Here is a 14,158-nt window from a genome sequence, read left to right as displayed (position 1 = left end):
CGTTGGTTCGATTCGAGAATAAGGGGGCGCGTCAGGCCTTCAGGCCCATGGCTTGCGCCGTGATCCAGTGCTTGACGAGGCGCGTGCGGTCGAAACCGCGCATGCCCCAGTTGCGCAATGCAGGAAGCGGGCCGAGGTTGTGCGAGAAAAGCTGCTGCAGTCCGTCGGTCGCAAGGCTCATCTGCAGCACGTCGGCACGGCGGGCGCGCTCGTAGCGGCGCAGCAGGCGGGCATCGCCCACGCTGCGCCAGTAGTCGCGGTTCCTGATCACCTCGGCCAGTTCGGCCGCGTCGGCCAGGCCCAGGTTCAGGCCCTGGCCGGCCAGCGGGTGCACCGTGTGGGCGGCGTCGCCCGCCAGGGCCCAGGAGCGGGTCGGCTGGTCGGGCATGGCGCCGGTCCAGCGGTCGGCGATGGCGCGCGCCAGCGGCCACGCGCCGCGCTCGCTCGTCAGCTTGAGCGCGCCGAGCGCGTTGTGGCTGGCTTCGGTGACGGCGGCGTTGAATTCGTCGTTGCCCTGCGCGAGCAGGTCGGGCGCGCGCAGCTGGTCGATCGACCACACCAGCGCGACCGCCTTGCCGTGCGTGCCGCCGAGCGGCAGCAGCGCGAGCACTTCGCCCCTGTCGTTGAACCATTGGCGCGCGATGCCGTCGTGCGACTGCTCGGCCTCCATGCGCGCCGCGATCGCGTGCTGCGGATAGCGCGTGACCTCGTAGCTCACGCCAAGCGCCTCGCGCGTGGTGCTGGCCTTGCCTTCGCACACCACGGTGAGCGGGGCGGCGACGGGCTCGGCCACGACCTCGATCTGGGGCTGGAAGCGCACCGCGTCGGCCAGTTGCTGCTCGAGCGCGGGCACGTCGAGGATCCAGGCCAGCGCATCGACCTTCTGGCGTGCGGCGCTGAACTGCACCCGTCCGCCTTCGTCGCCGTGCACCAGCATTTCGCGCACAGCGGTGGCGTGGGCGGCGTCGGGCCAGGCGCGCAGCGATTCGAGCAGCGCGCGCGAGGCGGTGTTGAGCGCATACGCACGGATGTCTTCCTTGCCCTGCGTGGCCGGCGGCACCACCAGCGCGACGCGCACGCGTTCGCGCGCGAGCAGCAGGGCCAGCGTGCGGCCGACGATGCCGGCGCCGCGAATGCAAACTTCAGGAGGGAGGGCCATCGAACGATTGTAGGAGTTGCCCGTCCAGGGCGGGGCGTGGGCCTTTTCCTGCGGCGGGGAGTTTTCGGGGCGCCTCGATGCCGGACAATTGCCGCCGAATTCCAAGGAACCCCCACCGTGTCCCAGTCTTTCGACCTCGAAGCCACCATCGCGCGCCTGTTCATCTACCCGGTCAAGTCCTGCGCCGGGGTCGAGCTTCCCGAAATGCTGCTGACCGAGACCGGGCTGGAGTTCGACCGGGCCTGGATGGTGGTCGACGCGCAGGGCGAATTCGTCACCCAGCGGCAGCTGCCGCGCATGGCGCTGATCAAGCCACAGATGAAGCAGATGGAAGTGGTGCTGCGCGCCCCCGGCATGCTGGCGCTGCACCTGGCCTTCGACCGGGTCGAGAAGCCGGTGCGGGTGCGCGTGTGGAAAGACGAGGTGGCCGCCTACGACATGGGCGACATCGCCGCCCAGTGGTTCAGCGATTTCCTCTCGGAGCCCGGCAGGCCGCAGACCCTGCGCCTCGTGCGCTTCGATCCCGAGCACAAGCGCCTGTCGAGCATGAAGTGGACCGGCGGCGTCGAGGCGCAGACCCAGTTCGCCGACGGCTACGCGCTGCTGGTGGCCAGCGAGGGCTCGCTGGCCGAGCTCAACGAACGCCTCGCGGCGCAGGGCCACGGCGCGGTGGGCATCGAGCGCTTCCGTCCCAACATCGTGCTGGGCGGCATCGAGTCGCACGACGAGGACCGCATCGACGCGCTGCACATCACGACCGGCGAAGGCGAGGCCGAACTGCGCCCCGTCAAGCCCTGCACGCGCTGCCCGATCCCGGACATCGACCCGGCCACCGCCCTCAGCAGCCCCGAGGTCGGCGACACGCTGCGCACCTACCGCGCCGACGCGCGCGTGGATGGCGGCATCACCTTCGGCATGAACTGCATCGTGATCCAGGGTGTGGAGCACATGCTCAAGGTCGGGCAGCCGGTGGGCGCGAACTACAAGTTCGAATGAGCGAAGGCGCTCGAGCGGCGCCTCAGAACTTCACTCCGGCGATCAGGATGATGTTCGCGTAGGGCGTGCATTCGCCCGTGCGCACGATGGCGCGGGCCTTGGCGCTGCGGCGCTTGAATTCCTCGTGCGACACGGTTTGCGGCGCGATGCCCAGCGACTGCGGATACCAGGGCGGCAGCTTCTTCGCATCGCCCAGCGCCTCGTCGGCTACCACGATGCTCTCTACCTGCATCTCCGACAGCACGGCCTGCAGCACGTCGGTGAGCAGCGGCACTCCGCGCGCCACGGCAAGGTCGATACGGCGCGGGCCGTCGGGAATCGGCAGGCCGGCGTCGCCGAGCACCAGCATGTCGCCGTGGCCCAGCGAGGCGATCACATGGGAGAGTTCGGCGTGCAGCAGGGCGGTGCGTTTCACAGCGTGATCCAGTCGGGAGGCAAGGGACTGCGCAGCACGGCGTCGCGCTGCGGGATGGAAGGCTGGGCGCCGGGCTGCTGGATGCACAGCGCCGCGGCGCGGATGCCCAGGCGCACGGCCTCGTCGAAGGACTGGCCTTCGCCCAGTGCGACCGCGAGCGCACCCAGGAAGGTGTCGCCGGCGGCCGTGGTGTCGACCGCCTGCACCTTCGGCGCGGGATGATGGCGCGCGCCGTCGGCATCGACGGCCACCGCGCCGCGCGAACCCAGCGTGACCACCACGCGCGCGATGCCCTTGGCGCGCAGCGCCTGGCCGGCCTGCGCGGCCTCCTGCGGGCTGTCGGCGGACTGGCCGCACAGCGTCTGCGCCTCGATCTCGTTGACCACCAGCGTGTCAATCAGCGGCCACAGCGGCTCGGCGATCGCCTGCACCGGCGAGGGGTTGAGCAGCACCTTGCAGCCCGCGCCGTGCGCCACCGCGATGGCGCCTGCGACCTGTTCCATTGGGGTCTCGAATTGCGTGACGAGGAAGGCGGCGCCCTGCACCTGCCGCTTCAGCGCGGCTTCGTCCACCTCGACCCGGGCGTTGGCGCCGGGAATCATCACGATGCGGTTCTGCCCGCCGTCCTCCACAAGGATCAGCGCCGTGCCGGTGGGCTCGCCGGCCACGGTGCGCAGCGCGGCGGTGTCGATGCCGTCGTTCTGCAGCGCGTTGCGCAGCGCCGTGCCGTGCGCGTCGTCGCCGACGCAGCCGATCATCTGCACTTGTCCGCCTTCACGCGCGCAGCTCACCGCCTGGTTGGCACCCTTGCCGCCGGGAATGGTGGTGATCGAATGGCCGAGCAGGGTTTCGCCCGCGGCTGGCGCATGCGGTACGCGCAGCACCAGGTCCATGTTGAGGCTGCCGAGCACCACGATGCGCGGCGCCCGGGAGGGGCTGCTGGAAGAAGGCTTCGGGCTCACGGGGTGCGGGACTTTCGGGTTTGCGTTGCAGGCGTTTCGGTCGCAAGGGGCGCGGCGGGCTCGCGGAAGCTCGCATGCCGCGCTGTCGAGGCGCGCACGCGCAGCTCGGGCTGCAGCACCACCTTGCGCGCGTCGCGCCGCTTGCCGCCGACGCGTTCGAGCAGCATGTCGACCGCCAGCGCGCCGATGCGCTCCTTGGGCTGCGCCACGGTGGTGAGCGGGGGGCTCGTGTAGGCGGAGAGTTCGATGTCGTCGAAGCCGACGATCGAGAGTTCGTCGGGCACGCGCACGCCGCTTTCATGCGCCGCGCGCAGCGCGCCGATCGCCATCAGGTCGTTGCAGACGAACACGGCCGAGGGCTTCTGCTCGGTGCGCAGGATGGCGTGCATGGCCTCGTAGCCGCCCTGGCTGGTGAAGCCGCCGCGCCACAGCAGCGCGTTGGCGTTCGCGATGTCGGGCGTCGCGCCGGTCTCGGCCAGCGCCATGCGCCATCCTTCGATGCGCTGCTCGCTCGGCATCACGCCCGCGGGCCCGCCGATGCAGGCGATGCGCTTGTGGCCCAACGACAGCAGGTGCCGCACCGCGAGCAGGCCGCCCTGCATGTGGGCGGTTTCCACCAGGTCGCAGGCCGGGTCGTCGATCTCGCGGTCGACCAGCACGGTCGGCACGCGCAGGCCGTGCAGCTGCTTCGCGAGTGAATCGTCGTCGGCGGTGCCCGCGCCGGTCGACACCACGATCAGCCCGTCGATGCGGCGCTCGGCCAGCACCTTGAGGTAGACGCTCTGGCGGTGCGGTTCGTCGTCGGTGTTGCACAGCACCAGCGTGTAGCCGGCGCCGAAGCAGCGGTCTTCCACGATGCGCACGATCTCGGCGAAGTAGGGGTTCGAGCTGTTGGGAATCAGCATGCCCAGCGTCGAGGTGGTGTTGCTCTTCAGGCTGCGCGCCATCGCGTTGGGCACGTAGCCCAGCTCGCGGATGGCGAGCTCCACGCGCTCGCGCACCTTGGCGCTCACGTGGCGCGTGTCGTTGACCACGTGCGACACGGTGGTGACGGAAACGTCCGCCTTCAGTGCGACGTCCTTGATGGTGGCCATGGCTTTTGTGTTCCTCGTGAGGCGGGATGCTGTCAGGCCAGGCGGCGATCCGCGCGGCGCTGGCGCAGCGTGTCGATGATCACGGCCACCACGATCACGGCGCCGGTGATGATGCGTTTGCTCGGCTCGCTGGCGCCCACCTGCGCCAAGCCGGCTTCGAGCACCGCGATGATCAGCACGCCGAAGAAGGTGTTGATCACCGAGCCGCGCCCGCCCATGAGGCTGGTGCCGCCGATGACCACGGCCGCGATCACCTGCAGCTCGATGCCGACGCCGGCGTTGGGGTCGGCCGCTTCGAGCCGGGCCGACTGCATCAGGCCCGCGAGCCCGGCCAGCAGGCCGGTGGCGGCGAACACGACGATGCGGATGGGGCGCGGGTCCACGCCCGCCAGGCGCATCGCTTCCTCGTTGGTGCCGATGCCCACCACGTGGCGGCCGAACACCGTGCGCGTGAGCACCATCTGCGCGATGACCACCAGCACCACCGCGAGCACGAAGGCGGCCGAAATGCCGCCGATCCACGGCGCGGCCAGGCCCGAGATGGCGTCGCCCACGTACTGCGTGCGCGAATCGGTCACGAGGTAGGCGCCGCCGCGCACCGCTTCGAGCATGCCCAGCGAGACGATGAAGCTCGGCAGCCGCCAGGCGACCGACACCGCGCCGGTGACCGTGCCGCAGACGAGCCCGGTGGCGAGGCCGAGCACGGCGGCCAGCGGCACCGAGAGCTTCCATTCGAGGATGGCGGCCGCGGTGACAGCCGCGCTGAGCGCCAGCACGGAGCCGACGGACAGGTCGATGCCCGCGATGATAAGCACGAAGGTCATGCCGACGGCCATCACGGCCAGGGCGGGGATTTCATTCGCGATGGAGACGAAGGTCTCGCGCGTCAGGAAGTATTCGCTGAGCGTTCCGAACAGCGCGATCATGCCCACGAGCACGACCGTCAGGCCCAGGTAGGTGCCGAGCTGGCCCTTGAGCGCGGACGGCGAAGCGGAGGAGGTCGGGGTGGCGGCAGCGTTCATGGTGTGTCGGCGGTGGCCGGGGTCGGATCGGAAACGGCGGATACCGTCGGCGGGTTGGCGGCGCGTCCTGTCGCGTCGCTGAATGCGGCGGCCAGCAGCGATTGCTCGCTCCACGCGCCGCGCTCGAACACCGCGACCAGCCGGCCCGCGCTCATCACGCCGATGCGGTCGCACATGGCCATCAGTTCGCGCAGGTCGCTCGACACCATCAGCAGTGCCTTGCCGGCGTCGGTCATGCGGTCGAGTTCGGCGTACAGGTCGGCGCGCGCGCCCACGTCCACGCCGCGCGTGGGTTCGTCCAGCAGCAGCACCTTGCATTCGCGGTGCAGCCAGCGCGCGAACACCACCTTCTGCTGGTTGCCGCCGCTCAGCGTGGCAACCGGTTGTTCGATGCTGCGCGAGCGGACGCGCAGCAGCTCCACCAGCTTCTGCGCAATGCTGCGCTCCTTGGCGCGCTGCAGCCAGCCGGCATGGGAGATGGCGCCGAGGTCGCTCAGCGTGGCATTGACGCGGATCGACTGCGGCAGCAGCAGTCCCTGCGACTTGCGGTCTTCGGTGACCAGCCCGATGCCGGCGCGGATGGCCTGCATCGGCGAGCGCCAGCCCTTGCGCGCGTGCTGCGTGGGCTGGCCGTTTTCATAAAGGGAGATCTCGCCGCGGTCCGCGCGGTCGGCGCCGAACAGCAGGCGCACCAGTTCGGTCCGGCCCGAGCCGACCAGGCCGGCCAGGCCCATGACTTCGCCCGCGCGCAGGTCGATGTCGACGTCGCGCACGGCCTGCGCCCGGCCGATGCTGCGCGCGCTCAGCAGCACCGGACCGGCCACGCGGCGGTCGCGGCCTTCATGCTCGTGCACCGCGCGGCCCACCATGCGCTGCACCAGCTCGGATTCGCGCACGCCGGCCATTGCGCGCACGTCGACCAGCCGGCCGTCGCGCAGCACCGCCACGCGGTCGGCGATGCGCTGCAATTCTTCAAGACGGTGCGACACGTAGACGATGGCCACGCCGCGCGCCTTCAGCAGGTCGATCTGCTCGAACAGGTGCGCGGTTTCGCGTGGCGTGAGCATGGCGGTGGGCTCGTCGAGCACCAGCACGCGCGTGTCGTCCTGCAGGTTGCGCGCGATCTCGACCATCTGCTGCTGGCCGATGCCCAGCCGCGCCACGGGCGTGGCCGGGTCGATGTTCTGCATGCCGATCTTGGCCAGCTGCTGCGCGGCCAGCTCGTGCAGCTTGCTGCGGCGGATCCAGCCGGTCTTGTTGGGCAGCCGGTCGAGCAGCAGGTTCTCGGCCACCGACAGCGTGGTGACGAGGCCGAGTTCCTGCATGACCATGCGCACGCCCAGCCGCTCGGCATCGCGGCGCGAGCCGGGCGCAAAAGGCTGGCCGTCGAGCAGCATCTGGCCGCGCGTGGGCTGCACCAGGCCGCAGACGATCTTCGACAGCGTGCTCTTGCCGGCGCCGTTCTCGCCCGTGAGGGCCAGCACTTCGCCGGCGTTGAGCACGAGCGAGACGTCGTCCAGCACCGGCGCCGCATAGTCCTTGCCGAGCGCGCTCAGCGAGAGCACCGGCGTACTGCGATCGTTGTCAGCCATCGATGGGCAACCTCATTCATTCATTCCAGAAACACCACCGAACCGGCTTCGCCGGGCCGTTGGTGTTGCCCCCGGTAGGGGGAAGGCGCGCGCGACACGAAGTGCGCGAAGCCTGGGGGCGAGCATTATTTCGTGACCAGCACCACGTCGGTCTTCACTTCGGCGGGCATCTCCGACTGCTTCTTCTTGTCGGCGATGGCCTTCAGCGCGGTCTCGATGCCGAACACGGCCTGCTTGGCGGCGAACTGGTCGGCGGTGGCGAGCACGCGGCCGTCCTTGAGCATCGGCTTGATGGCACCGATGTTGTCGTAGCCCACCACCAGCACCTTGCCGGTCTTGCCCGCGGCCTTGACCGCGGCCACGGCGCCGAGCGCCATGCTGTCGTTGCCCGCGAGAAGCGCCTTCAGGTCGGGGTGCTCGCGCATCATGCCGGCGGCCACCGTGTTGCCCTTGTCGATTTCCCACTGGCCCGACTGCACGCCCACCACCGTTGCGCCGGCGGCCTTCATGGCATCTTGATAGCCCAGCGTGCGCTGCTGTGCATTGAAGGTGGTCGACACGCCTTCGATGATGCCGACCTTGTCGCCGGCCTTCAGCTCCTTGGCGAGCGCGTCGCCCACCAGCTTGGCGCCGGCGCGGTTGTCGGGGCCGACGAACGGCACCTGGATGCCCTTTTCCTTGAGCGCGGCCGCGTCGAGCTGGTTGTCGATGTTGACCACCAGGATGCCCTTGTCGATGGCGGCCTTGATCACCGGCACCAGCGCCTTCGAATCGGCCGGTGCGATGACCAGTGCATTGATCTTCTGCGCCACCATCTGCTCGACCATCTTGATCTGGGCGGCGGTGTCGGTCTCGTCCTTGATGCCGTTGGCCACCAGCGTGTATTCGGAGGCATGGGCCTTCTGGTGCGCCTTGGCGCCGTCTTCCATGGTGCGGAAGAACTCGTTGGCCAGCGACTTCATGACCAGCGCGACCTTGGGCTTGTCCTGCGCGAAGGCGGGGGTTCCGGCAATGGCGCCCAGCAGCGTGAGGGCGGCAGCGCTTTGCAGGGTACGGCGGGTGAACTTCATGGTGAATGTCTCCTGGGATGGTTGATCAGAGCGGTACGCCGGTCTTTGCCGGGGGCTCCGATGTTAGCCGAGGGAAACGTTTGCGCAAACGTTTGCTAATCGGGGCTAACCCTGATGTTTTGGGGTAGGGAACGAGGGCTCGAAGCCCTGCCGGACCGGCCTGCAATCCCGCTCGCCTAAAATTGGCGGTTACCCAAGAGGACCCCCCATGAGTTTGCAATGCGGCATCGTCGGCCTGCCCAACGTCGGTAAATCCACCCTTTTCAATGCGCTGACCAAGGCCGGCATCGCGGCCGAGAACTATCCGTTCTGCACCATCGAGCCCAACGTGGGCGTGGTGGAAGTGCCCGATCCGCGGCTCGCGCAACTGAGCGAGATCGTCAAGCCCGAACGCATCGTGCCCGCCATCGTCGAGTTCGTCGACATCGCTGGCCTGGTGGCCGGTGCCAGCACGGGCGAAGGCCTGGGCAACAAGTTCCTGGCGCACATCCGCGAGACCGACGCCACCGTCAACGTGGTGCGCTGCTTCGACGACGAGAACGTGATCCACGTGGCCGGCAAGGTCGACCCGATCTCCGACATCGAAGTGATCCAGACCGAACTCTGCCTGGCCGACCTCGCCACGGTCGAGAAGGCGCTGCACCGCCACACCAAGGTGGCCCGTTCCGGCGACAAGGACGCGCAGAAGCTGGTGGGCCTGCTCGAACGCTGCCAGGCCGCGCTGAACGAGAACACGCCGGTGCGCGCGCTGGAGTTCACCAAGGAAGAGCAGCCGCTGGTCAAGAGCTTCACGCTGATCACCGCCAAGCCCGCGATGTTCGTGGGCAACGTGGCGGAAGACGGCTTCGAGAACAACCCCTACCTCGATCGCCTGCGCGAGTACGCCGCCAAGCAGGGCGCGCCCGTGGTCGCCATCTGCGCCAAGATCGAAGCCGACCTGGCCGAGATGGACGATGAAGACAAGAAGATGTTCCTCGCCGAGATCGGCCAGGAAGAGCCCGGCCTGAACCGCCTGATCCGCGCCGCCTTCAAGCTGCTGGGCCTGCAGACGTATTTCACCGCCGGCGTGAAGGAAGTGCGCGCCTGGACCATCCACATCGGCGACACCGGCCCGCAGGCGGCCGGCGTGATCCACGGCGACTTCGAGAAGGGCTACATCCGCGCCCAGACCATCGCGTTCGAGGACTACATCGCCTTCAAGGGCGAGCAGGGTGCGAAGGACGCGGGGAAGATGCGTTCGGAAGGCAAGGAATACGTTGTCAAGGATGGCGACGTGATGAACTTCCTGTTCAGCTCGTAATAGGGCTCGCCCCCAGGCTGCGCGCACTTCGTGTCGCTTCGCCTTCCCCCTGCCGGGGGCGACACCTGAGGCCCGGCGGAGCCGGTTCCTCGGTGTCTCGCGAAAGGGCTCCGTGGGCTTTCGAGGATGTTGTTGGATAGACTCCGCGCGCCCTCTCTTTCCTCCACAAGGCCCGCCCCCATGTTCACCGTCCACCACCTCAACAACTCCCGCTCGCAGCGCGTGCTCTGGCTGCTCGAAGAGCTAGAGCTGCCCTACGAGATCGTCCACTACCAGCGCGATCCGCAGACCAGTCTGGCGCCTGCTTCGCTGCGGGCCATCCATCCGCTGGGCAAGTCCCCGGTCGTCACGACGCAGGACGGGCTCACGCTCGCGGAGTCGGGCGCGATCATCGAGACGCTCATCGAGCGCCATGGCAATGGCCGCCTCGCGCCCGCGGCGGGTTCGCCCGAGGCGATGCGCTATCGCTACTGGCTGCATTTCGCCGAAGGCACGGCGATGTCGCCGCTGCTGCTGAAGCTGGTGTTCGACCGCATCGAGACGAGCAAGATGCCCTTCTTCGCGAAGCCCATCGCCAAGGCCATCGCGGCAAAGGCGAAGTCGGCGTTCATCAACCCGAACATCGCGAACCACCTGAACTACATGGAGGCCGAGCTCGGCAAGAGCGAGTGGTTCGCGGGCGATGCCTTCACAGGCGCCGACATCCAGATGAGCTTCGTGGTCGAAGCCTCGCAGGCGCGCGGCGGGCTCGATGCGAAGCGGCCGAAGCTGATGTCGTACCTGGAGCGCATCCATGCACGTCCCGCGTACAAGCGCGCGCTCGAGCGCGGCGGGCCCTACGCATTGTTGAACTGATCAGAAGACCTGCAGCAGCGCCACCGTCATGGTGATGTAGCGCAGGAATTTTCCGATCGCCATGTAGGCCACGCAAGGCCAGAACGGCAGTTTGAGCCAGCCCGCCACCGCGCACAGCGGATCTCCCACCAGCGGCAGCCAGCTGAGCAGGCAGGCCTTCGGGCCGAGCCGCTCCAGCCAGCCCAGAACTCGCACATGGTGTTTCGAGTGCGAATATTTGTCGGCCACCTTGTGCGCGCCGTAGCCCATCCACCAGTCGACCGCGCCCCCCAGCGTGTTGCCGATGGTGGCCACAGCGATGGCTGGCCAGAACATGTCGGGGTTGAGCTTGAGCAGCCCGAAGAGAAAGGGCTCGGAGCCCACCGGCAGCAGCGTGGCCGAGACGAAGGCCGCGACGAAGAGGGTCGACAGACCGTACTGCGGCAGCGCCAGCAGCGCCATGAGGGAGTCGAGCCACGCTTGCATAAGGTGGGCGAAGTATAGGCAGTGCTCACCTCGCAATTCCGTGGGAGAAAGCCCCGGATCGCACCGGTGTTTACACGGGTACCCAGGCCGCAAATCGTTTCAGTCGCTGAAATGCGGCGTGGCTACAATCGTGCCTCATTTTTCAGCAGCCGAACTCGCACCGCTCCCCTTCCAAATGACCCTGCAGATCGGCACCCACACGCTGGAAAACCGCCTGTTCGTCGCGCCCATGGCCGGCGTGACGGACCGGCCCTTCCGCATGCTGTGCCGCCAACTCGGCGCCGGCTACGCGGTCAGCGAGATGGTCACGTCGCGCAAGGAACTCTGGGGCACGCTCAAGACATCGCGCCGTGCGAACCACGACGGCGAACCCGGCCCCATCGCGGTGCAGATCGCCGGCACCGACGCGGCCATGATGGCCGAGGCCACGGTCTACAACATCGAGCGCGGCGCACAGATCATCGACATCAACATGGGCTGCCCGGCCAAGAAGGTCTGCAACAAGTGGGCCGGTTCGGCGCTGATGCGCGACGAGCCGCTGGCGCTTGAAATCGTGCAGGCCGTGGTCGATGCCGCGCAGCCTTTCAACGTGCCGGTCACGCTCAAGATGCGTACCGGCTGGAGCGAAGAGCACCGCAACGCGGTGAAGCTCGCGCGCGATTTCGAATCGGCCGGCGTGCAGATGCTCACGGTGCACGGCCGCACACGCGAGCAGGGCTACAAGGGCTTCGCCGAGTACGACACCATCGCCGCCGTGAAGGCCGCGGTGCGCGTGCCGGTGGTGGCCAACGGCGACATCCGATCGCCCGAGAAGGCACGCGACGTGCTTGCGGCCACTGGCGCCGACGCGGTGATGATCGGCCGCGCCGCGCAGGGCCGGCCGTGGATCTTCCGCGAGATCGCGCATTTCCTGGAGACCGGTACGCACCGCGCGCCGCCGCTGGTGGCCGAAGTGCGCCGCTTGCTGCTCGACCACCTGGTGGAGCACTATGCGCTGTACGGCGACTACAGCGGTGTGCGCACGGCGCGCAAGCACATCGGCTGGTACGTGCGCACGCTGCCCGACGGCGAAGCGTTCCGCGCACGCATGAACACCATCGAGGACTGTGCCGAGCAGCTGCGCGCGGTCGGCGGCTATTTCGACGGGCTGGCGGACCGCATGGACCGCATGCCCGTGCAGCACCTGGCGGACGAAGAGGCGTCGTCGGGTGAAGAGGAGGCGGCTTGCGCCGTCGATTGAGAAAAAGAGAAGAAGCAATGAGCAAGAAACATATCGAGGACTGCGTACGCACCAGTCTGGACAGCTACTTTCGCGACCTGCGCGGCACCGAACCCGACGGCATGTACGAAATGCTCGTGCGCGTGGTCGAGAAACCCCTGCTCGACGTCGTCATGACGCGCGCGGAAGGCAACCAATCCAAAGCCGCGCAATGGCTGGGCCTGAATCGCAACACGCTTCGCAAGAAGCTGGTCGAACACAAACTTTTGAAATAACTCCACGGCATATCCCATGGCCCAGACCGCACTCATCTCCGTTTCCGACAAAACCGGCATCCTCGAATTCGCCCAGGCGCTGCATGCGCTGGGCATCAAGCTGCTGTCCACCGGCGGCACCGCCAAGCTGCTGGCCGATGCCGGCCTGCCCGTCACCGAAGTCGCCGACCACACCGGCTTTCCCGAGATGCTCGACGGCCGCGTGAAGACGCTGCACCCGAAGATCCACGGCGGCCTGCTCGCGCGCCGCGACCTGCCCGCGCACGTGGCGGCGATCAAGGAACACGGCATCGACACCATCGACCTGCTGGTGGTCAACCTGTACCCGTTCGAAGCCACCGTGGCCAAGCCCGGTTGCACGCTGGAAGACGCGATCGAGAACATCGACATCGGCGGCCCGGCCATGGTGCGCAGCGCGGCCAAGAACTGGAAGGACGTGGGCGTGCTGACCGACGCCTCGCAATACCCCGTGGCGCTGGCCGAGCTGAAGGCCGGCGGCAAGCTCAGCGACAAGACCAAGTTCGCGTTCTCGGTGGCCGCGTTCAACCGCATCGCCGATTACGACGGCGCCATCAGCGACTACCTCTCGGCCATCGACTTCGACGCCAGCATCGGCCAGCCAGCGCCCAAGCGCTCGTTGTTCCCGGCGCAAAGCAACGGCCGCTTCGTGAAGGTGCAGGACCTGCGCTACGGCGAGAACCCGCACCAGCAGGCTGCGTTCTACCGTGACCTGTACCCGGCACCCGGTTCGCTCGTTTCGGCCAAGCAGCTGCAGGGCAAGGAGCTCAGCTACAACAACATCGCCGACGCCGATGCCGCATGGGAATGCGTGAAGAGCTTCGACGTGCCCGCCTGCGTGATCGTGAAGCACGCCAACCCGTGCGGCGTGGCCATCGGCAAGGACGCGGCTGAGGCTTACTCGAAGGCCTTCAAGACCGACCCGACCTCGGCCTTCGGCGGCATCATCGCCTTCAACCGCCCGGTGGACGGCGCGACCGCGCAGGAAATCGCCAAGCAGTTCGTCGAAGTGCTGATGGCGCCCGGCTACACGCCCGAGGCGCTCGAAGTGTTCCAGGCCACCAAGGCCAAGCTCAACGTGCGCGTGCTCGAAATCGCGCTGCCCAAGGGCGGCGCCACCGACTGGGACAACGGCCGCAACGCCATGGACGTGAAGCGCGTCGGTTCGGGCCTGCTGATCCAGACTGCCGACAACCACGAACTGGCAGCCAGCGACCTGAAGGTAGTCAGCAAGAAGCAGCCCACACCGCAGCAGCTGCAAGACCTGCTGTTCGCCTGGAAGGTCGCGAAGTACGTCAAGAGCAACGCGATCGTGTTCTGCGCCAATGGCATGACCATGGGCGTGGGCGCGGGGCAGATGAGCCGCCTCGATTCGGCGCGCATCGCCAGCATCAAGGCCGAGCACGCCGGCCTGTCGCTGAAGGACACGGCCGTGGCGAGCGACGCCTTCTTCCCGTTCCGCGACGGCCTCGACGTGGTGGTCGATGCGGGCGCGAGCTGCGTCATCCAGCCGGGCGGCTCGATGCGCGACCAGGAAGTGATCGATGCCGCCGACGAACGCGGTGTCGTGATGGTGCTGTCGGGCGTACGGCACTTCCGCCACTGAGCGACGGAAGGCGAGGTTCGGCGGCCCCTGGTGCCGCAACCCGCGAAGCCGGCTTCACCGAGTGCCGGCGCAATATACCCGGCGCAATCACGAAATTCGTGACACCGCGC

General features: G+C 68.0%; 14 protein-coding genes. 6 read left to right on the top strand and 8 right to left on the bottom strand.

The window, feature by feature from the left end:
• Window positions 1-31: 31 nt before the first annotated feature.
• On the bottom strand, window positions 32-1,159 hold the full coding sequence (locus ASD05_RS18870) for an FAD-dependent monooxygenase (RefSeq protein WP_056595462.1): 1,128 nt from the start codon (window positions 1,157-1,159) through the stop codon (window positions 32-34).
• A 117-nt stretch (window positions 1,160-1,276) separates the two neighbouring features.
• On the opposite strand from ASD05_RS18870, the gene ASD05_RS18865 reads away from it, so the two are divergent.
• A complete protein-coding gene (locus ASD05_RS18865) occupies window positions 1,277-2,155 on the top strand; it encodes an MOSC domain-containing protein (RefSeq protein WP_056595458.1) in 879 nt (292 codons plus the stop codon).
• A gap of 22 nt (window positions 2,156-2,177) precedes the next feature.
• On the opposite strand, the gene rbsD is transcribed toward ASD05_RS18865, so the two are convergent.
• From rbsD to ASD05_RS18835, 6 genes are all read right to left on the bottom strand, one after another.
• Window positions 2,178-2,570: a D-ribose pyranase gene (gene rbsD / locus ASD05_RS18860; protein ID WP_056595455.1), complete on the bottom strand. Its 393-nt coding sequence runs from the start codon at window positions 2,568-2,570 to the stop codon at window positions 2,178-2,180.
• Window positions 2,567-3,532 (bottom strand): ribokinase, encoded by a 966-nt coding sequence (rbsK, locus tag ASD05_RS18855; protein ID WP_056595452.1) that lies wholly within the window; start codon window positions 3,530-3,532, stop codon window positions 2,567-2,569. Before rbsK ends, rbsD begins: the two co-directional genes overlap by 4 nt.
• Window positions 3,529-4,626, bottom strand: a complete 1,098-nt coding sequence (locus ASD05_RS18850) for a LacI family DNA-binding transcriptional regulator (RefSeq protein WP_056595449.1) — start codon at window positions 4,624-4,626, stop codon at window positions 3,529-3,531. Before ASD05_RS18850 ends, rbsK begins: the two co-directional genes overlap by 4 nt.
• A 32-nt stretch (window positions 4,627-4,658) precedes the next feature.
• Entirely contained in the window at window positions 4,659-5,648 is a 990-nt protein-coding gene (locus ASD05_RS18845) for an ABC transporter permease (RefSeq protein ID WP_056595447.1), read from the bottom strand.
• Window positions 5,645-7,240 (bottom strand): sugar ABC transporter ATP-binding protein, encoded by a 1,596-nt coding sequence (locus tag ASD05_RS18840; protein ID WP_056595444.1) that lies wholly within the window; start codon window positions 7,238-7,240, stop codon window positions 5,645-5,647. The genes ASD05_RS18845 and ASD05_RS18840 overlap by 4 nt, the downstream gene beginning before the upstream one ends.
• A 125-nt stretch (window positions 7,241-7,365) precedes the next feature.
• On the bottom strand, window positions 7,366-8,310 hold the full coding sequence (locus ASD05_RS18835; protein WP_056595441.1) for a sugar ABC transporter substrate-binding protein: 945 nt from the start codon (window positions 8,308-8,310) through the stop codon (window positions 7,366-7,368).
• A 208-nt stretch (window positions 8,311-8,518) separates the two neighbouring features.
• Here ASD05_RS18835 and ychF point away from each other — a divergent pair, with 208 nt between their 5' ends.
• Together ychF and ASD05_RS18825 are read left to right on the top strand one after the other, a co-directional pair.
• Window positions 8,519-9,610, top strand: a complete 1,092-nt coding sequence (gene ychF / locus ASD05_RS18830) for a redox-regulated ATPase YchF (protein ID WP_007838310.1) — start codon at window positions 8,519-8,521, stop codon at window positions 9,608-9,610.
• 180 nt (window positions 9,611-9,790) lie between these two features.
• The gene (locus ASD05_RS18825; RefSeq protein WP_056595438.1) at window positions 9,791-10,465 is read left to right on the top strand and encodes a glutathione S-transferase; all 675 of its coding nucleotides are present in this window, start codon (window positions 9,791-9,793) and stop codon (window positions 10,463-10,465) included.
• On the opposite strand, the gene ASD05_RS18820 is transcribed toward ASD05_RS18825, so the two are convergent.
• The gene (locus tag ASD05_RS18820) at window positions 10,466-10,930 is read right to left on the bottom strand and encodes a YqaA family protein (RefSeq protein ID WP_007838306.1); all 465 of its coding nucleotides are present in this window, start codon (window positions 10,928-10,930) and stop codon (window positions 10,466-10,468) included. It abuts the gene before it with no gap.
• 175 nt (window positions 10,931-11,105) lie between these two features.
• On the opposite strand from ASD05_RS18820, the gene dusB reads away from it, so the two are divergent.
• Genes dusB through purH form a run of 3 tightly spaced genes read left to right on the top strand, consistent with a single transcriptional unit; the run spans window position 11,106 to window position 14,048 of the window.
• Window positions 11,106-12,170, top strand: a complete 1,065-nt coding sequence (gene dusB / locus ASD05_RS18815) for a tRNA dihydrouridine synthase DusB (protein ID WP_056595435.1) — start codon at window positions 11,106-11,108, stop codon at window positions 12,168-12,170.
• Window positions 12,171-12,187: 17 nt separating this feature from the next.
• Entirely contained in the window at window positions 12,188-12,424 is a 237-nt protein-coding gene (locus ASD05_RS18810; protein ID WP_007838304.1) for a Fis family transcriptional regulator, read from the top strand.
• 16 nt (window positions 12,425-12,440) lie between these two features.
• A complete protein-coding gene (gene purH, locus ASD05_RS18805; RefSeq protein WP_056595432.1) occupies window positions 12,441-14,048 on the top strand; it encodes a bifunctional phosphoribosylaminoimidazolecarboxamide formyltransferase/IMP cyclohydrolase in 1,608 nt (535 codons plus the stop codon).
• The last annotated feature ends 110 nt before the right edge of the window (window positions 14,049-14,158 follow it).

The organism is Variovorax sp. Root434, assembly GCF_001426595.1.
Taxonomy (GTDB): Bacteria; Pseudomonadota; Gammaproteobacteria; order Burkholderiales; family Burkholderiaceae_C; genus Variovorax.
This window is presented reverse-complemented; position numbering and strand designations above follow the sequence as displayed.

Coding starts and splice junctions, on each gene's coding strand:
- ASD05_RS18870 (WP_056595462.1), bottom strand. CDS start 1,159: ATGGCCCTCCCTCCTGAAGTTTGCATTCGCGGCGCCGGCATCGTCGGC.
- ASD05_RS18850 (WP_056595449.1), bottom strand. CDS start 4,626: ATGGCCACCATCAAGGACGTCGCACTGAAGGCGGACGTTTCCGTCACC.
- ASD05_RS18845 (WP_056595447.1), bottom strand. CDS start 5,648: ATGAACGCTGCCGCCACCCCGACCTCCTCCGCTTCGCCGTCCGCGCTC.
- ASD05_RS18840 (WP_056595444.1), bottom strand. CDS start 7,240: ATGGCTGACAACGATCGCAGTACGCCGGTGCTCTCGCTGAGCGCGCTC.
- ASD05_RS18835 (WP_056595441.1), bottom strand. CDS start 8,310: ATGAAGTTCACCCGCCGTACCCTGCAAAGCGCTGCCGCCCTCACGCTG.
- ychF (WP_007838310.1), top strand. CDS start 8,519: ATGAGTTTGCAATGCGGCATCGTCGGCCTGCCCAACGTCGGTAAATCC.
- ASD05_RS18825 (WP_056595438.1), top strand. CDS start 9,791: ATGTTCACCGTCCACCACCTCAACAACTCCCGCTCGCAGCGCGTGCTC.
- ASD05_RS18820 (WP_007838306.1), bottom strand. CDS start 10,930: ATGCAAGCGTGGCTCGACTCCCTCATGGCGCTGCTGGCGCTGCCGCAG.
- dusB (WP_056595435.1), top strand. CDS start 11,106: ATGACCCTGCAGATCGGCACCCACACGCTGGAAAACCGCCTGTTCGTC.
- ASD05_RS18810 (WP_007838304.1), top strand. CDS start 12,188: ATGAGCAAGAAACATATCGAGGACTGCGTACGCACCAGTCTGGACAGC.
- purH (WP_056595432.1), top strand. CDS start 12,441: ATGGCCCAGACCGCACTCATCTCCGTTTCCGACAAAACCGGCATCCTC.